General features: G+C 62.6%; 17 protein-coding genes. 7 read left to right on the forward strand and 10 right to left on the reverse strand.

All coding sequences use genetic code 11. The features are described 5' to 3' along the window. Positions 1–34: 34 nt before the first annotated feature. Positions 35–1,270 (reverse strand): endonuclease/exonuclease/phosphatase family protein, encoded by a 1,236-nt coding sequence (locus ACZ1JC_RS05560; RefSeq protein ID WP_465138924.1) that lies wholly within the window; start codon positions 1,268–1,270, stop codon positions 35–37. Between the two features lie 365 nt (positions 1,271–1,635). On the opposite strand from ACZ1JC_RS05560, the gene ACZ1JC_RS05565 reads away from it, so the two are divergent. Continuing rightward, positions 1,636–1,830: a ComEA family DNA-binding protein gene (locus ACZ1JC_RS05565; RefSeq protein ID WP_465138923.1), complete on the forward strand. Its 195-nt coding sequence runs from the start codon at positions 1,636–1,638 to the stop codon at positions 1,828–1,830. A gap of 3 nt (positions 1,831–1,833) precedes the next feature. On the opposite strand, the gene ACZ1JC_RS05570 is transcribed toward ACZ1JC_RS05565, so the two are convergent. Then, a complete protein-coding gene (locus ACZ1JC_RS05570; protein ID WP_465138922.1) occupies positions 1,834–1,989 on the reverse strand; it encodes a hypothetical protein in 156 nt (51 codons plus the stop codon). Positions 1,990–2,005: 16 nt separating this feature from the next. Here ACZ1JC_RS05570 and ACZ1JC_RS05575 point away from each other — a divergent pair, with 16 nt between their 5' ends. Beyond that, complete coding sequence (locus ACZ1JC_RS05575; RefSeq protein WP_465138921.1) at positions 2,006–2,248, forward strand: hypothetical protein; 243 nt, start codon at positions 2,006–2,008, stop codon at positions 2,246–2,248. A 345-nt stretch (positions 2,249–2,593) separates the two neighbouring features. Here the strand turns inward: ACZ1JC_RS05575 and ACZ1JC_RS05580 are convergent, their stop codons facing one another. Together ACZ1JC_RS05580 and ACZ1JC_RS05585 are read right to left on the reverse strand one after the other, a co-directional pair. Further along, the gene (locus ACZ1JC_RS05580) at positions 2,594–3,352 is read right to left on the reverse strand and encodes an imm11 family protein (RefSeq protein ID WP_465138920.1); all 759 of its coding nucleotides are present in this window, start codon (positions 3,350–3,352) and stop codon (positions 2,594–2,596) included. 374 nt (positions 3,353–3,726) lie between these two features. Beyond that, the gene (locus tag ACZ1JC_RS05585) at positions 3,727–4,851 is read right to left on the reverse strand and encodes a zinc-binding metallopeptidase family protein (protein ID WP_465138919.1); all 1,125 of its coding nucleotides are present in this window, start codon (positions 4,849–4,851) and stop codon (positions 3,727–3,729) included. 249 nt (positions 4,852–5,100) lie between these two features. Here ACZ1JC_RS05585 and ACZ1JC_RS05590 point away from each other — a divergent pair, with 249 nt between their 5' ends. After that, the gene (locus ACZ1JC_RS05590) at positions 5,101–5,403 is read left to right on the forward strand and encodes a hypothetical protein (protein WP_465138918.1); all 303 of its coding nucleotides are present in this window, start codon (positions 5,101–5,103) and stop codon (positions 5,401–5,403) included. A gap of 22 nt (positions 5,404–5,425) precedes the next feature. Here the strand turns inward: ACZ1JC_RS05590 and ACZ1JC_RS05595 are convergent, their stop codons facing one another. Beyond that, positions 5,426–7,396, reverse strand: coding sequence for an acyltransferase family protein (locus ACZ1JC_RS05595; protein ID WP_465138917.1), 1,971 nt, complete (start codon positions 7,394–7,396; stop codon positions 5,426–5,428). A 104-nt stretch (positions 7,397–7,500) separates the two neighbouring features. Here ACZ1JC_RS05595 and ACZ1JC_RS05600 point away from each other — a divergent pair, with 104 nt between their 5' ends. The 4 genes from ACZ1JC_RS05600 to ACZ1JC_RS05615 all read left to right on the forward strand — a co-directional run bounded on the left by ACZ1JC_RS05600 (position 7,501) and on the right by ACZ1JC_RS05615 (position 12,536). Beyond that, positions 7,501–7,878, forward strand: a complete 378-nt coding sequence (locus tag ACZ1JC_RS05600; protein WP_465138916.1) for a (2Fe-2S) ferredoxin domain-containing protein — start codon at positions 7,501–7,503, stop codon at positions 7,876–7,878. Between the two features lie 328 nt (positions 7,879–8,206). Next, positions 8,207–9,073, forward strand: a complete 867-nt coding sequence (locus tag ACZ1JC_RS05605) for a TauD/TfdA dioxygenase family protein (protein ID WP_465138915.1) — start codon at positions 8,207–8,209, stop codon at positions 9,071–9,073. A gap of 4 nt (positions 9,074–9,077) precedes the next feature. Then, positions 9,078–10,058: a serine O-acetyltransferase EpsC gene (gene epsC / locus ACZ1JC_RS05610; protein ID WP_465138914.1), complete on the forward strand. Its 981-nt coding sequence runs from the start codon at positions 9,078–9,080 to the stop codon at positions 10,056–10,058. Between the two features lie 108 nt (positions 10,059–10,166). Beyond that, positions 10,167–12,536 (forward strand): arylsulfatase, encoded by a 2,370-nt coding sequence (locus tag ACZ1JC_RS05615; RefSeq protein ID WP_465138913.1) that lies wholly within the window; start codon positions 10,167–10,169, stop codon positions 12,534–12,536. A 352-nt stretch (positions 12,537–12,888) separates the two neighbouring features. On the opposite strand, the gene ACZ1JC_RS05620 is transcribed toward ACZ1JC_RS05615, so the two are convergent. The 5 genes from ACZ1JC_RS05620 to ACZ1JC_RS05640 all read right to left on the reverse strand — a co-directional run bounded on the left by ACZ1JC_RS05620 (position 12,889) and on the right by ACZ1JC_RS05640 (position 17,413). Then, positions 12,889–14,040, reverse strand: a complete 1,152-nt coding sequence (locus tag ACZ1JC_RS05620; protein ID WP_465138912.1) for a sulfotransferase family protein — start codon at positions 14,038–14,040, stop codon at positions 12,889–12,891. Positions 14,041–14,200: 160 nt separating this feature from the next. After that, positions 14,201–15,025, reverse strand: coding sequence for an SDR family oxidoreductase (locus tag ACZ1JC_RS05625; RefSeq protein WP_465138911.1), 825 nt, complete (start codon positions 15,023–15,025; stop codon positions 14,201–14,203). Further along, the gene (locus ACZ1JC_RS05630; protein ID WP_465138910.1) at positions 15,022–15,384 is read right to left on the reverse strand and encodes a hypothetical protein; all 363 of its coding nucleotides are present in this window, start codon (positions 15,382–15,384) and stop codon (positions 15,022–15,024) included. The genes ACZ1JC_RS05625 and ACZ1JC_RS05630 overlap by 4 nt, the downstream gene beginning before the upstream one ends. After that, the gene (locus ACZ1JC_RS05635; protein ID WP_465138909.1) at positions 15,381–16,589 is read right to left on the reverse strand and encodes an aromatic ring-hydroxylating oxygenase subunit alpha; all 1,209 of its coding nucleotides are present in this window, start codon (positions 16,587–16,589) and stop codon (positions 15,381–15,383) included. Before ACZ1JC_RS05635 ends, ACZ1JC_RS05630 begins: the two co-directional genes overlap by 4 nt. A 77-nt stretch (positions 16,590–16,666) precedes the next feature. Beyond that, positions 16,667–17,413 (reverse strand): TetR/AcrR family transcriptional regulator, encoded by a 747-nt coding sequence (locus ACZ1JC_RS05640; protein ID WP_465138908.1) that lies wholly within the window; start codon positions 17,411–17,413, stop codon positions 16,667–16,669. Positions 17,414–17,432: the final 19 nt, after the last annotated feature.

Raw genomic sequence — 17,432 nt, forward strand, 5'->3', positions numbered from 1 at the left:
AAAGCCGGCTTCCGCGTGAATGCGGATGCCGATATCAGTGCGCCAGTGCCGTGGCCGGGACGGCAGGGCAGATGCTGCCTGTCGCCGGCGAATTCGCTGGCCAGCTCAGTTCGTAGACCACGCGAAACCCCTCGTGGTCGGAAAGCACCGGGCCGCTCGGCCCGTCATCGAACATGCCCTCCGCCCGGACCGGCCGGATTTTCACGACCTCTCCCGGCGCGAAGAAGTGCTTGTCCTGCACGCGGCGCCATTGGTCGGGATGCTCCCAATCCTGCAGCACTTCGCAGCCGCTCTGTTTATCGGCACAATACCGATGGACATTGTCCAGAGCGATCTTTCGCTTGAACAAGTCCCAGCGAATGTCGGAATTGCGCATGTTGAAATCGCCGGCAACTATCGTGGGATGCCGTTCATCTCCGTTTGAATCGACAAAGCTTGATAGTTCAACGGTTTGGCGATGGTGGGCGGGGGCGTGCCGTTCGGCCGATACGCCGGACGCGCGGCGGGCCTGCATATGCGTGTTGAAGATATCGATGGTGCCGGGCACGCCCGGAATCGCAATCTCCGCGTAAAGAACACCCTTGTTCGACAAGCAATCGAAGCCCGCGCAACTGCCGCGGGCAAAAGGTCGATAGCGTGTCGAAACGATCGGCCAATCAGTTGCGGTAACCAAGCCGCTGGACAGGAAATTCGCCCGAATTTCCCCTCTGGCGATGCGGCGATTGCCCGGCAGCGGGCCTTCCGTATTGGGATCCTGTCGCGATCGGGCACGGGGACCCGCGGTTATGCTCTGGTAATCGGCGTCCACGACGGCGCGCGCGGCGGTATTGCTGAACACCTCCTGGAAAACGACGATCTGCGGCCCCGTTCCCTGCGCCCGAAAGGCCGCCAGCCGCTGCGCGATCTCCCGCAGGAAAGGGCCGCGATTGCGGCGCGCGGGCCAGGGCAGGCCCTCGATATTGTAGGTAAGCACATCGATCCGGGCATAGGCCGTAGTGCCATCGGCCGAATAGGTTATGGCCGGCCCGGGCGCATAGCCGCATTCCGCGGTACGCACGGCCGGCAGACTCATGCAGCCGCCCAACAGCATCGCCGCGCCAATCGCTGGAAGGGTTTTCAGGGCCAGGCCGGTACGGAACGGCAGTTTCAAGCGCCCCGGCCCGCCAGCAATCACCATGCCCGGCAGCGCAGAGGCCGCGCCGCCGAACGAGGGGTGGCGATTGCGGAAACGAGGACGCGATCGCGCCGGGTTTGGCCACTTTTCCAGCATGGATCAGTGTTCTGCAAGGGGAAGACCGGCAAATCATGGCAGACAACCGCGATCCTATCAAACCATTTGAACCCTGATGAAGGCAAAGGCCAAGTCGCGATGGCGGTTCACCCCGATTGCGGCCGCCGATCGGCATGGAACCTAAGGCCGGATCGGGGGTTTCCATAATTCATCAGGACATTGGAGTACTGTCATGCGCTCTGGACTTCTCTGGTTGATTGGCGTTCCGATCCCCATCATTCTTCTCCTTGCCTATTGCACCGGACATCTTTGAATATATCTGCCGAACAATTGCAGATACAATTCAAGACTTATCTTATTTCTCCTCCGCATCTGTAACGCTGCGGAGCACAGAGCAATTACCGATGAGTAGCCTTGTCGACATCAATAGCGCCAGCGCCGAGGAACTGGATGCCGTGCCATGCCTGAAAGGCCACGGTTTCGAGATCGTCCGCTTTCGCGAGGAGCGCGGAAAGTTCACCGAACTGCGCCAACTTGACGAAGTGCCCGGGCTTTCCGGAAAGGTCGATCCGAATGCAGCGATAACGATCGGTTCCTGACCCTCAGCAGGCTCCCGGTTCGCCGATCCAGGTCGCGTGGGTGGAATCGGGTGCGGGATGGAAGGCGGCAATCGGAGATTCGGTTCCGAAATCTGCCGTCCCGGACACGCCGACATTGCGGGCATTGAAATCCTCTGCCAGCGCCTTGGATTGGCTCATGGGCAGGAGTTTGCATATGTTCGATCCGCAGGTGATGAAGGCGCTAATCGACGTCGCGATTTTCTTGGAATTTTCGGACGATCGGATCATCGACCCTGACGCCGCGGTGTCGGCGTTGGAGGATTTGGCAGCAAATTTGCAGATGGCCGCACCGGAAACTCGCGCCGCACTCACGCAGGGTATCCGATCCTTAGTTGGATCTTATCCTGACCGCGTCGGATTTGTATCGAACCTTCCAGAAACTCTCGGTATCGCTTAAGAATTCTAAGTCCTCTGCGACGGCAGCTTTCCCGACAAAGCGGTATGGCCGATTTTCAGAGTTTTAACCGGAAACCTGCCATTCCGGACACGCCGACAGAGCTGACGTCGCGCTGGCGGCAACGAGGCGCTCAATTCAGACGTATGGCGATCATCTTTGTGATCCTGCGAGCAGATCGTCGGCTACCATTTGCAAGGCGCAGCCAGCCAATGTCTGGAGGGGGCAGCGCCCCGCCGGGCTTAGAGGCTCGAAATGCGGGGTTCATCGTCGGTATGCGCAGAAGAGTGCTTGCGTAGCGATCTCTCAGAGATGTTGAGAAATAATTCTTCTCAAATCTGACCGTGATTAGAAGTATGTGCCGCGCCGTGATGGCCAATGCAAATCTAATTGCTTCTGTCTTTCAAGCCAGCTGTCGTATATTGGCCCCATATTTTCGTCAGGGAACCAAGGCAGATCAATTTCCTCGGCTTGAACGAGCAATTTCATGGCTTGGAATTTCTGCTTCTTATAGGCCTCGTGCATTTCATCGGACATAAAGATTAGGGCAGTCGCTCGAGGCTCTCTGGCTAAAGTTCCTCCCATCCAAAGGTGTCGGCCATTTATCGATTGTTTGCTAATTCGGATCGGGGGCTCTGATTTGTTCTCTGGATATTGTTGAGCTAAACTGGCCGCTTTGACCGCGTCCCTAAAATGAAATCGGCAGCGCGCATCTTCAGGCCGCCTTTTGAAATATTTTCCCATAGTGTCGGTGAGGATGCAGTCTACGTCCTGGCCGACTGTCCAAATAAAATATTGCCCGATAATTTCTCCGCCATGCCGCTTAAGCTGGATCGGCCGAAAGAAATGGACCCCAGGCTCAAACGATTCAACGAAGTCCTTAAATACATCGCTGCACACATGATCCACACTTAAATTTAAAATATCGGGTAATCTTCCGTTCGTCGGCCGAACTTGCGTTGCCTCCGACCAATTTTCTCTTGGCAACGGAGGGGACTGACCTTGCAGGAACGCTATCCAAGAATCATCTTTCGCGAAGACCTGATTTTCGATTTCGAATTCAGTATAGTTCGCGCCAGTTATTTTTCTCGTAAATATCCAGGCCATTGCCCATTCCGTCAGTCATTGGGTGCAATGCGAATTACCGCAAATCGGTTGCTAAATCATGGGCGCCTGATTTATGAGAGGTGCTCATATATGGCCCTACCGGTTTATCGAGAACCGTGCTCCTCAGCGACCGCGAGTTTAAGTTTGCCCAGATGCGCCAGAGTTGTCGCTTTGAAGGGCGACAGACGGAATGGCGGCTGTTTTCCCGCCACGATCCAAAGCTGCCAGTCTCTTCGACCACAATGGGTCATCGGCGAGGCCTCGCGAATGTCCGCTTCCCCCGACATTTCCGCCATCCGCGCACGCTGTGAGCCTTCCTAATAGCGGACGATCGTTCAGGCAGAATTTATCCGCGCGGCCTAAAGCGTAATCGCTCACTCGGCCACGGTTCCGCATGCCGGGACCGCGCCGTCCGCCCTCCCCTTCGGCTCCGCCGCTTTCGCCACCAGCCGCGCGACATAGTCCAGCTTGTGCACGATCGCGGCGGAAAGATGGAACGGGTAGAGATCCGGCTGCCCCATCGCCCGGTTCATGGCATTCATGCTGAACGACAGGGGCGCCATCATCTCCGCAAGCTGCGCGGCATCGGCCGTGTAAGGGTCGAAACCCGGCGAAGGCGACTGGCCTGCCCATTCGTCGATAGAAGACAGCGAAAGCCCGAAACCGCCGGCCGTCGCCAGAACGTCCACGATGTGAAGATAGTGGGCGAACGTCTCCGCAAAGTCTTCCCAAGGGTGTGACGTCGCATAATAGCTGACGAAATCGTCGGTCCAGACTTTGCCGCCGCCTTCGGCATAGTGCGCCTGAAGGCTGGCCTGATAGTCGGCCCTCTCGTCACCGAACACCGCCCGGAAGGCGTCTACTTCGGCCGGATCGCTGCCGACGAGGCGGGACCAGAAATGGTGCCCCACTTCGTGCCGGAAATGCCCCAGCAGCGTGCGATAGGGTTCGCCCATGGCGTGCCGGATGCGCTCGCGCTCGGCATCGTCGGCTTCCACCAGGTTGAGCGTGATGACGCCGCCGTCATGCCCGGTGAGGACTTGCGGCGTTCCCGCTTCCTCGGCGGCGCGATCGTAGAGGAAATCGAAGGCCAGCCCCTGCCCGCCGCACGGCGCCTGCGCCCGGGTCTCCAGCGGCAGTCGCAATTTCAGGAGCGTATGGAACAGCCGCCGCTTGGCCTCCTCTATCCTGGCCCATCGCGCCGGCACCGAAGGCTCGGAAAGGTCGGGGATGGTGCGATTGTGGCGGCACGCGCGGCATAGCGCGGTCGGCTCATCCTGCGGCACCAGCCAGTTGCAGATCTGGAAGTCGTCATTGTTGGCGCAAACGACAACGTCGGCCGCGGCGCCGTGCCCGTCGCGCCAGCAGGTGGCGTTGTCGGCCAGGAACCGGAATGCGTCGGCCGCCGGATCATATCCCAGCGTGGCCGAACAATCCGGGCAAAGCCGCGCCTCGAAATGCAGCAGGCGGCTACAGTTCGGGCAAGGAAATGCACGCATCGGATCGTCCCCGTATCGAAGAGCTGTGCTCACGGCTCGCTCTTTCCTCGGAAGCGAAGCGAACCCGGCGCCCTGCGGTTCCCGGCATCGGTCCGCCGCATGCGCTCAGTTGCCGTTCCGACGCGATTTTCAGCACAACGGATTTTCAGGACAACGGATTTTCGCAGCCTCGCGGGCGATGATGGAACCGCAAGGATCGGTCTGCCGTTCTACTGGTAGTGGAAGGGGCTTAAGGACCAGAATTCATCCATGAACGGGATTACTGAAGTCGACCGAGAAGCGGCAAGAGTACTACGCGAAACCCTCGCCGATATATGCGGGTTCTGGCATCGCACCGATGACGACGGGCCGTTGTGCCAAGCACTGGCCCGGCACCGCATCGAAGCCGAACAGCGACTGTCCCTGAAGCTTGCCCCCTTTCTGATGCCGCCGGCGATCAGGCTTCCGGCGACTACGGCTTCGGAAAGGGTTCGCTCTTTGCCGCAGTTCGAAGGGGTCGGCATGGCGGAAGGGGTTGGCATGACTGGGGCCCACCATGGGTCGGAACCGTGAAAGTCAGCCGCTTTTAGGGATCCTAATTGTAAAGTGCCGATATCAGCGGCTGGAATGCGAAGGCGGCGCCGGTTTCGCTCAGATGCTCGGCGTTGAAATAGAGCGCACCGGTCTTGCGATCATAGGCCCGGCAAACGCCGCCGCCGCACAGCATCTTCGCGGGATCGACAGTCGACAGATCGCGGCGGTGTTCCCTGGCAAGTCCATCGACGAAACTGTTCCAGCGGGCGTTTTCGACCCGATATTCGGATTCCCTGATCCCGATCGTATCGACGGGTTGCCCTCTGGCGCTCGCAAAGCCCAGTTTCGTGGGCGGATCGGCTTTCATCACGGGTGTTTGCTTCGCAACCACAACGCGCTTGCCGGCGCGCAACAGGGCATCGATCGATTTGTCCATGCCTGCGATCACCTTCTCGCTATCGTCATGATACCGTTCCGAGTTGGCGACCAGGATCACCGTGGCGATCCGATCGTCGCCCACCAGGCCTGCCAGTGACTCTGCGTTACGCTCCGCGCAATGCGGCCGTTCGGTCGGCGAATACTGCAGGGCCGGGGGGCAGGCCGAGGTGGTGATCTCCATCACCGATCGGCCGTATTTCGCCGCACGCTCGCCAAGCGCAACGGCCAGTTCCGCGCCGTGACTGTCCCCCCAAACCGCCACGTCGGGACGGGTGGACGGGGCGCCGTAGGCGCAGTTTTCGGCATATCGCATGATCACCGATCCCCCGTCGTCATGACATTTCGCGCGCTGGGTGTTGAAGTCCGAAGCTGCCGAGAAGTAGGCGTTTGCGGTGGGCGAAAATCTCTCGGGCAATCCTTTGCCGATCAGCAATCCGGTGCCGAGCAGGGCAACCGATGCAAGCGCCGCCGCACTGACCTTCAGATACGGGACATTCTGCCTGCCCGGCGCAAGAAACGGCGTCTCTACGAAGCGATAGGACAGACAGGCGAGAACGAAGGAAAGGGCAACGGCCAGGACGACATGCAGGGAGGTTATCTCGTCAAGAAAGTAGTTCCGGGTAATGGACAGCACCGGCCAGTGCCAAAGATACCAGGAATAGGAAATGTTGCCGATGAACACCATCGGCCCGCCGGATATCAGCCTGCCGCCGGGTGAGTGGCCATCGCGGCCGCCGGCCAGGATCACCATGGCGGTCCCGATGCAGGGGACGATGGCAGCGATACCCGGAAAGCGCGTCTGGCTGGTGAAACCGAATATCGCGATGGCAACCATCGCCAGTCCGGCGAGCGAAACCGCCGCGCGCACGCGTTTCTGACTGGGCACCGGAATGAAGTTCAGCGCCAGAAGCGAACCGGTCAGCAATTCGAACGCACGCGAAGGCAGAAGATAATAGGCCGCTCCGGGCGCAGCGCGGGCCAGCATTTCGGATCTTGCCAGAGACAATCCGAAGACAACGACCGTGGCCCAGAAAAACCCCTTTGGCCCCGCCACGCGAAAGGTCACCAAGGCGAAAATCGGAAAGAAGATGTAATATTGCTCTTCAACGGAAAGGGACCACATGTGTAACAACGGCTGCAGATCGGCCGATGTCCCGAAATAGTTGGTGGACATTCGGAAATCGAAATTGGAAACGAACGTCATCGTCGTGATGATGTTGCGCCCCAGATCGCGATAACTCTGGGGAGATAGAACGAAATAGCTCGCGGCGGCGGTGCACAGCACCATCACGATCATTGCCGGAACGATCCGCCTTGCCCGGCGCACGTAGAAATCGCGGATGGAAAAGCGATGCTCCGTGACACCGCGCATGATAATTCCGGTGATCAAGTAGCCTGAAATGACGAAGAATACATCGACGCCTACATAGCCGCCGGTAATCACGGCCGGGAAAGCGTGCGTGGCAACCACGCTCAGCACCGCGATCGCGCGCAGTCCCTGAATGTCCGAACGAAAGGATTTCTTGACGCCGGCACCCGCGCCGACTTTCGCGGCGGCGCTCGCGCCCCTGTCGCCCAGCGTTATCACATTCATGACTTGCCCCCGTCCGTCAGGTCTTCGCGTTATACCACGAAGTTACGGGACGACGAACGCGCAGAGTGCGCCTCCGCAAACCTACGGACTGATACGGAACACGCATGGCCGAGGATATTGGCACCGCCGGGCAATGTGCCTACATTGCGATCATGCTTCGCACCGTGCCCGCCAAGACCCAGCGTGTCGTACTTGTCTGCAGCAAATGCTCGAAAAAGATCGGCGGCGGATTTGGCAAGCAGGGCAAAAAGCCCCTGGCAAAGGAACTGCGAAAGCTGGCGGACGGCAGGAAAGGCCGCAAGGCACCCCTGCTTGTGGTGGAATCACCATGCCTGAAGCTCTGCCCGAAAGGCGCGGTCGTTGCCGTGAATGCCACCGAACCCGAAAAATGGTTCGTCATCCCTGCCCATACCGATGTCGAAATGGTCGCGGAGAGAATGGACCTGGGCCGTGCCCCGGCGAAATTGCCCCGCACGGCGTGAAAATCGGGCCCCTGTCGGCAAAGTCGGCAAAGCCGGCTTCACGGGCCCAAAGAATTGGTTTTGGCATCCTGCGCCATCGTCGCTTCGGTCCGCTTGACGGCCATATCTCAATTAAATAAGTTGAGAATGTGGCCGAGAGGAATCCGGCGAACACAGACACCGGTCCGCGGCATTGAGCCAGGAAGCAATTGCTCCGCGCTGCACATGGCCGAAACGAGCGGCGCCAAGGCGACAACGCCAGGCATCATGTTCTTCCAATTCGAAGTGATGCGATGATGTTTCCCGCAGCGGGCGGCATTCAGGCGTAATCCGTAACAGAGGTCCCGGGATGGCACTCGAAATCCGCAAGCATGGCCGCGTCGGCGCCGAAGTCCTTGGCATCGACCTTTCGCACACCCTGTCGGACGAAGACTTCGCCCGGGTTCGCGAAGCCTTTGCCGAACATGGCGTGGTGTTCTTCCGCGACCAGTCGATCACCGAAGACCAGCATATCGCCTTTGCGCGGCGCTGGGGGCCGATCAACATCAACCGGTTCTTCGCCGCGCACCCCGGCTATCCGGAAATCGCGCTGGTGGTGAAAGAGCCCGACCAGCAGCACAATATCGGCGGCGGCTGGCATACCGACCATTCCTATGACTTCGAACCGGCGCTGGGTTCGATCCTTGCCGCGCGCGAGCTGCCGCCAGAGGGTGGCGCCACGGCCTTCGCATCGATGTATGCCGCCTATGACGGCCTGCCGGCAAAGCTGCGCGAACGCATCGAAGGCCGCCGCGCCGTGCATTCCGCGCGCCACGTCTTCGGCAGCAAGGCGGCGGTCTACGAAGCCGTGCAGGATACCCGCAGCGACGGCCGCATCGGCAATTCCGCCGCTGCAGACGTGCTGGACGATCCGGTCCACCCGGTGGTGATCGTCCATCCGCTGAGCGGCAAGCGCGCGGTCTATGTGAACCCCAGCTTCACTCTGCGCATCCTGGGGCTGGCCGAAGAAGAATCCGCCGATCTGCTGGCCGAAGTGTACGAACACGCCAAAAAGCCGGAATTCCAGGAAGACTTCCACTGGCGCGACGGTTCGATCGCCTTCTGGGACAATCGCGCCACCTGGCACTACGCCTACAACGACTATCACGGCCACCGGCGCGAGATGCACCGCATCACCATCGAAGGCGTCGCGCTGGAAGATCAAGTGTCGGGATAGTGCCATGACGATCGAACACGAAACGCAGGCGCCGGTGATTGACGACGATTTCTGGCATGTCGGCCAGATCGTCGAAGAACTCGCCGAGATCCGCCAGCACTGGCGCACCACCAACAGCCAGCACGCCGAACATGGCGTGGAGGGTTTCCCCTCCCGCCTGCGGCTGGCGAAAGTGGCGGACGAATTGTGCGGGGCGCTGTTTCCGCTCCGCCTCGGCCCGGACTTCGTGCGGCGGCATAACGAGGATACCTTCGTCACCCAATCGCTGCAGATCGCGCTGAGCCGCTTGCAGGCACAATTGCGGCTGGAATTCGCCTATTCGGGCGAAGCGCAGCGGCAAGCGGGCGAACAGCGCGCGGACGAGATCGTGCTGGCCTTCTCCCGCCAGTTGCCCGCGATTCGGCGGATGCTCGACCTCGATCTGGAGGCCGCCTACGAGGGCGATCCCTCGGCCCGCAGCCTGGACGAAGTGCTGATCTGCTATCCGGGGCTGCTGGCGATCATCCACTACCGGCTGGCCCATGCCCTGCACGGCCTTGGCGCGCCGCTGGTCGCGCGCATATTGACCGAGATCGCTCATGGCACGACCGGGATAGACATCCACCCCGCCGCGCAGATCGGCCGGGGCTTCTTCATCGATCACGGCACCGGCGTGGTCATCGGCGAAACCACCGTGGTGGGCGACAATGTGCGCATCTATCAGGGCGTGACTCTCGGCGCCAAGGCCTACGCGCCGGACGGGTCGGTCGCCGCCGCCAAGGCAAGCCCGCGCCATCCCATCGTGGAGGACGATGTGGTGATCTACGCCGGGGCAACGATCCTGGGCCGCGTCACCATCGGCAAAGGCTCCGAAATCGGCGGCAACGTCTGGCTGACGCACGGCGTGCCGCCTTACAGCATGGTCTATCAGGCGCGCGAAAACCTCGTTTCCGGCAAGCCGCCTGCGCCGTCTCATTCGATCAAAGGGGGTGATCCGCTAAACTAACGGCGGCCCCCAACCCAACCGACGCCCCCCACAACACGCCTACCTCTGGCCGGCGCGCTTCGTCGCGCGTGTCGGTTCGATTCAACGCGACCACAACAGGGATGTCCGATGCGTATATTGACCAGGGCGGCACTCTTGCTCGCCGCAAGTGCCCTCTCTTCCGCCGCCTTCGCGCAGGATGCCGCGCCCACCAGCGGTGGCGTTATCGGCGGCCCGCAGAGCTTCACCGGCAAGATCGGCCTGACCCGCGCCGAATCGCAGCCCGCCTTCCCCGCCCAGCCGCAAGCGCCGAAGGGCGCGCCCAATGTGCTGCTGGTGCTGCTGGACGATGCCGGCTTTGCCGCGACATCGACCTTTGGCGGCGTGCCGCGCACCCCCGCGCTGGACAAGCTGGCGGCGCAGGGCCTGCGCTATAACCGCTTCAACACCACCGCGATCTGCTCCCCCACGCGCGCCGCGCTGCTGACCGGGCGCAACCATCACGAAGTTGGCTTCGGCAACCTTGCCGATGTCGCCGCCGGATTCCCCGCCTATAACTCGATCTGGAACCCGGACACCGCCTCGATCGCGCGGATCCTTCAGGGCAACGGCTATTCCACCGCCGCCTTCGGCAAGTGGCACAATACGCCCAAGTGGGAGATTTCCGCCGCAGGGCCGTTCAACCACTGGCCCACCGGGCTGGGTTTCGATCACTTCTACGGCTTCATGTCGGGGGAAGACAACCAGTGGGAACCGCACCTGTTCAACGATACCACCGCGATCCCCGCGCCTGCCGCGCCGGAGCAGGGCTATCACCTGACCACCGATCTGGTGAACAAGGCGGTCGGCTGGGTGGACGATCATGAGGCGGCAGCCCCGCAGAAGCCCTATTTCCTCTACTTCGCCACCGGCGCGGTGCACACGCCGCACCATGTCCCGCAGGAATGGATAGACCGCAACAAGGGCCGCTTCGACGCGGGCTGGGACAAGTACCGGGAAGAGACCTTCGCCCGCCAGAAGAAGCTGGGCATCATCCCCGCCGACGCCAAGCTGACGCCGCGCCCCGAAGGCATTCCCGCATGGTCCAGCCTGAGCGCGGACCAGAAGAAGGTCTATGCGCGCCAGATGGAGGTCTACTCCGCCTTCATGGAGCAGACCGACTACGAAGTGGGCCGCCTGATCGATACGCTGCGCGCGCGGCCGGGCGGCGACAACCTGATGGTGATCTACGTCGTGGGTGACAATGGCGGCAGCGCCGAAGGCGGGCTGGACGGCAGCATCGGCAACGAATCCACCGCCACCGGCAACATCCCCAAGGGCATCGATCCGCAGCTGGCGCAGCTGGCCAAGTTCGGCGGTCCGGACCTGGCCAACCACTACTCCGCCGGCTGGGCCTGGGCCACGACCACGCCGTTCCAGTGGATGAAGCAGGTGGCATCGCACTTCGGCGGCACGCGCAATCCGCTGGTGATCTCGTGGCCCGGCCACACCAATGATCCGGGGCAGGTCCGCAGGCAGTTCGGCCATGTGAACGACATCGCGCCGACCATCCTCGACGCCGCGCATATCGCCCTGCCCGGTGAAGTGGACGGCGTGAAGCAGATCCCGTTCGAAGGGCACAGCCTGCTGGCGACCTTCACCAATGCCAAGGCCCCGGAATCGCATCCCGAGCAGTATTTCGAAATCTTCGGCAACCGGGCGATCTACAAGGACGGCTGGGTGGCGGCGGCCAAGCGCAATTACCAGCCGTGGAACCTGCTGCACGACCTGCCCAAGATCTATAACGACGACACCGCCGGCGACCGCTGGGAACTCTACGACGTTGCGCATGACTTCAGCGAGGCCACCGATCTTGCGACCAAAAACCCCGAAAAGCTGGCCGAACTGAAGGCGGAATTCGTGAAGGAAGGCCAGCGCAACGGCGTCTTCCCGCTGGTGCCCCTGCCCGTCGGCGCGCCCGCGCTGCTCGACCCGAAGCGCAAGAGCTTCGTGTTCCGGCCGGACATTTCCGGGCTGCCGCTCAATGCCCTGCCCGATCTCGGCAACAAGGCGCATAGCCTGACCGTGCGGATCGACGGCGACGCCGGCGCCGCTTCGGGCGTGCTGGTGGCAGAGGGCGGGCGGCTTGGCGGCTTCGTGCTCTACGTGAAGGACGGGCACCTCGTCTTCGAGAACAACGCCTATGGCCAGCGACGCGATACCGTGGTTTCCACCGGGACTCTGCCGCAAGGGGCGGCAACGGTCGGCTACGACTATGTGCCCGTGCCGAAACCAGGCGCCCCGGGCCTGCTGCCGGCGCCGGGTGCGGGCACGATCCGGCTACTGGTGAACGGCCAGCCGGTGGGCGAAGGGCAAGTGACCGACTTCCCGACCTCCGCCGCCGCCTTCAACGAGACGTTCGACATCGGGCAGGACCGCAATTCGCAAGTCGGCAAGGACGCCGATGCCCGCAAGCCGTTCACGGCGAAGCTGGGCGAAACGCGTATCGAACTGAAGTGAGCGATGCCCCGCGCGGTTGAAAGATCAGCCGCGCGGGGCTCAGTTTTCAGTCGAGCGGCTTTTGAGCCCCCTCTCGCCATTCCCCAACCACGTCGCCCTCGCGAAGGCGGGGGCCCCGCTTTTCTTGCGCCGCAGCGCTGTGGATCGAAGAACAAGCGGGATCCCCGCCTTCGCGGGGATGACGAGTCTGTTCTGATGGCACCCCTCAACGCCGATCCGCTAGGCACGGTCCGCGTTTCCTGCGCACCCCGCCCCACTCTCACCCCGCCCCACTGTTGTCATTGCGAGCCCGCGAAGCGGGAGAAGCAATCCAGGGCCGCGTAAACCGTCCCTGGATTGGCGTCCGCCCTCGTCAGGCCGCGCTCATCGCCACGTCGAAATCGGCGCAGTAGCCGGCGAAGCGTTCGCGGATTTCGCGGGCGGTCAGGCCATAGTCGGCGAGGTCATAGCTATGCTTGCCGAAGCGGTCCTTGGGCTTGGCATCCAAGTAGTGCTGCATGTTCGCGGCGGCGACGTCGCTCAGTTCCTCATCGAAATGGGCGTAGAGCCGGCGCATCGTGCCCAGCGGATCGCGAAGCTGCTCGGTGTAGAGCACATCGTGGATCGCATCGCGCCCGTGGCGCTGGCGGAAATCGTCCTGCCGCGCGATCATCACGTCGAACGTCTCCACCATGTCGCGGCCGATGGCCGCGCGGTCGACATCGTTGCTGAACATGCGGCGCACGTTCCAGACAAGGCTGCACGCAGAGCCCACCACTTCCACCGGATCGCGGTGCGTCATCACCAGCCGGGCATCGGGATAAACCTCGGTCAGCGCATCCAGATAGAGCGGGTGCCACGGGTTCTTCAGCGTCCAGCGGCCCGGCGCCTGCGACTGGAGCAGTTGCAGCAGCCGCTTCTGGTAGCGGAACGCCGGCAGGTAGTCGGCCTTGTCCAGGAACCAGCGGTGATAGCTGGGAATGGCGTATTGTGAATCGAAGACTTGCGATACGAAGCTGGGTGCCATCGAGAACTGGCACTCGCATGGGCTGTCGCCATCCTCGTGATGGATCGCTGAAATGTGCGGCATGACCTTCAGCGAGTGGTCGATCTGCGCCTGAGCCGCTTCGTAACGCGGGCCGGCGTGGAAATCCTCGGGCGTGGGCGGCGGGGTCGAGGCGAAAGCCTCCCACCGCAGGAAGCAGCGGCGCGCCGGGTCTTCGTTGAGCAGGTTGATCGTCAGCGTCGTGCCGGTGCGCGGCAGGCCGAACACGAAAGTGGGCTTCTCCACCGGTGCGTCGAGGATCTCCGGATGACGCGCCAGCCAGTCCTCCACGCGCATGCGGTTGGCCAGGTATTCGGTGGCATTGCGAGCGAACACCGCGTGGCCCATCTCGGTCAGGTTCGCCTCACCCTCGATCGCCTCGGTCAGAATCCGCAGCGGCTCGCGGATTTCCGCGTCGTCCCAAGTGGTGTTTCCCGAACGCTCACGCGCGCCGGAAACGATCGTTTCAGCCAGTGTCATCGATACTCTCCCATGCAAGCGCCGGCCGTCGCCGATTGGCATCGGCCACGCGCTCGTTCTTGCCCGCAAGTCTGTTGCCCGCCGCCGCCCCTCGCAACCGCCCCAAGCATCCTAATCCGGACGCGATTTGGAGATCGGGCCATTTTGCGGCGCCGGACAGCTATTGCCGCGTGGCGGTGCCTCCGGTGCGATAGTCGGGTTGGGCCGGGTCCCCGAAGGCGGCGATGATCTTCTCGTGCCGCGTGCGCAGCGCGTCGCGATATTCGGGGTGCGTGACGATATAGGGCTCGTCGTTCTCCACCGCGCGCACGACGGCGCGGCCGAGCCATAGCGGGTCCATCATATTCGCCTCGATCGCGGCGGCCCGCGCAGGGTCGCCAGCGCTGATCCGCGAAAGATCGCCTTCCGACATGCGGCTGCGCGTCAGCCCCGGAAACAGCGTGGAGACGCCTACACCGGCAGGCGCCAGTTCGTCGCGCAGCGAGTCCGAAAGCCCCAGCACCGCGAATTTGCTGGCCGAATAGGCGGCGAAACTGGCGAAGGGGCTGAGGCCGTTCATGGAGGACGTGTTGACGATATGCCCGCTGCCCGCCGCCACCATCTGCGGTGCGAACGTGAGAACGCCGTTGTAGACCCCGGTCACATTGATCGCCATCACCCGCTCGAACTCCTCGGGCGCGATGGTCAGCAGCGGTTTGAATCCGGTGGAAATGCCCGCGTTGTTGCACAGCACGTCCACCGTGCCGAAACGCGCCTCCGCCTCCACCCGCGCGGCGCGCCAGCTTTCCAGCGAGCGAACGTCGAGCGGCAGAGTGAGCACCTGCACGTCGGCGGGAAGCCGCGCGGCTTCCTCCTGCGCGAAGCCGTGATCGATGTCCGCCAGCACGATCCGCGCGCCGCGCTCCGCAAAGGCACGCGCCATGCCACCGCCGATGCCGCCGCCACCGCCGGTGATGAAGACGGTCTTCTCCTGAAGGTTCATCATGCGGCGTCTCCTGTTCGTTCGGAAATATCGGTTGCGGACCGGGTGATCCGCAGGCGGTCGCGCCAAGGGGCGCTTCTGGTCTCGTCCGGCCCTTGAATCTCCACCGCCAGCGCGACGTGGGCGAGCGAGAGCATCAGGTCCATCAACCGACGCTCATCCGGCGCAAGCTCCGCCAGCGGCTTGCCGTCAAGCAAGGCCAGCGCGGCATCGAGCAAGGGCGAAGCCGCCGCGAAGTAGGCCTGCCGATCTGCCGGCGTGGAGGCCGAACGCCGCGCCGCACGCTGCGCCGTGGTGGCCAGCGCCCAGTCCGCCGCGAAGGGCTCCAGCGCCTCGAAGCCGGAGGGAAGCTGCCCGCTCATATCGCTTCTCCCACTTCGCGCGCATAATCGCGCACGCGGGCGTCCACTTCGTTGAACAAGTGGCGGCACAGCGCCTCCATCTGCTGGAAATGGATGTGACGCAGCGCCCCGCTCTCCAGCCCGCGCTGGCCGCGTTCGATCATGTCGATATCCTCGGCATGGATGTCGCGGATCTGGCCCAGCGAATATTCGCGCGCAAACGTCTCGCTGGCGTCGGCATCCTCGCCCGACCAGTAGACCCGCACCACCCCGCGCGAACGATTGGCGGCGAGCGGATAGACCGTGTGCGAGAACGGCTGCGTGGGCGTGCCGATCACGAAAAGGTTGGGAAAGAACGCCAGATAGTCGCGGCCATGCGGCAGATCCAGCAACCCCCGCCGCATCAGCGCGGGAATGCCCTTCATCGCCGCCTGCCGCTGGAACGGCTTCAGCGCGGGCGCGGGGTTGGACCAGATGCGCTGCGTGCGGTGCGGACCGCAAAAACCCACGCTGGCGGGATAGCCGTACTGGTTGTCGGCGCCGATCGCCGCCTCGCCCGATCGCGGATGGATGAAGCGCAGATGGTAGTTTTCCTGGAAATTGTCGTAAGTCAGCTTCCAGTTCGCGTCGATCTCGTATGTATATTCGCTGAAAGTGGTGGCACGGGCGACGGGCATCCCCTCCAGCCGCTGCGCATAGTCGCCCAGCCATTCGCGCAAGGGCGCGGCGTCGGGATCGAAGTTCACGAACAGCATGCCGCCGCATTCTTCGAGCGCGACCTGCGGCAACGCGCAATCCGCCTTGGGCACATGGAACGCTTCGAAATCCGGGGCGGACAGCAGGGCTCCGTCGGTGCCGTAAGTCCACATGTGATAGGGGCAGCTGAACTTCGTGCGCCGCCCCGCCGCTTCGGAAACCAGCTGGGTGCCGCGATGGGTGCAGACATTGTGGAAGGCGCGGATCGCCCCGTCCCGTCCGCGGACGATCAGCAGCGAGGCCTTGGCGAATTCCAGTTCGCGCCGCACGAAACTGCCGGGTTCGGGCAATTCGCAGATATGGCCGACATGAATCCAGCTGCGCAGGAACACCGCCTTGCGCTCCAGCTCGAAATAGCGGGGATCGTAATAAGGCGCGGCGGGAACGGGCTGCGTTCCCAGCCAGGCCACATCGTCAGCCGGGATGGGCTGATAGGCCAGTGCTGCCTCCGGCGCTGCTGCCACGGTCATGGGCAAGTCCTCTCGGTTCTCGTTTTTTCCCCTTTTAAACCGAGAGTGAGATGATTCTCAACACTGTTGCCTAAACTTTACCCCTGCAGCAGCCCGTCCCGGCGCAGCATCCGCTGGTGCTCCTTGCGGAAGCGTTCGATCACCGCGTCATCGTCCAGCTCGGGCCGCACGCTTCCGCGGAAAACGCGGGGGCCGATGATCGCCGCCACCAGCATCATCGTGCAGTGGACTTCGACGTCCACGCCCTCTTCGCCGACCCGGTCGCCGAAAGTCATCGCCGTGGCGGAGACGAATTCGTCCCACTTCGGATAGTGATCGCGAATGTCGCCGGGCGAGATGAAATTCTCGATCCACAGCTTGATCAGGTCGGGGTTCTCCAGCACGAACCGGCCGATGAAATCGATCCGCTCTGGCTGGGGGCGCGCGGCGGTGAAACCCTTTACCAATTGATCGGAAGACCAGGCGCTGACGGCTTCCAGCAGAGCCTCGCGATCGGCGAAGTGATAGTAGACGGTCGCCCGGTTCAGCCCCACGGCCCGCGCCAGCGCGGTGATCGACAGCGCCTCCACCCCTTTTTCCGAAATCAGACGGACGGCCGCCTCGATCATCGTCTGATGCGTGGCGTCGAAGCTCTTGTTGCGACGGGTGCGGCCGGGTGCGCTTGATGCGCCGGTTGCGGGAGACTGGGACATGCCCGCTGCATGCACCAGCTTCACGCCACGGGGAAGGGTCGACCGCGCGGCGGTTTCATCCGGGATACTTCCCGAAATCTCGGTGTTTACCCCGATGGCACCCCGCGCATTGCGGCGTACCGTAGATGACATGACATTCCCCTTTGCTTCG

This window comes from Sphingomonas sp. BL-S-28 (assembly GCF_055521515.1).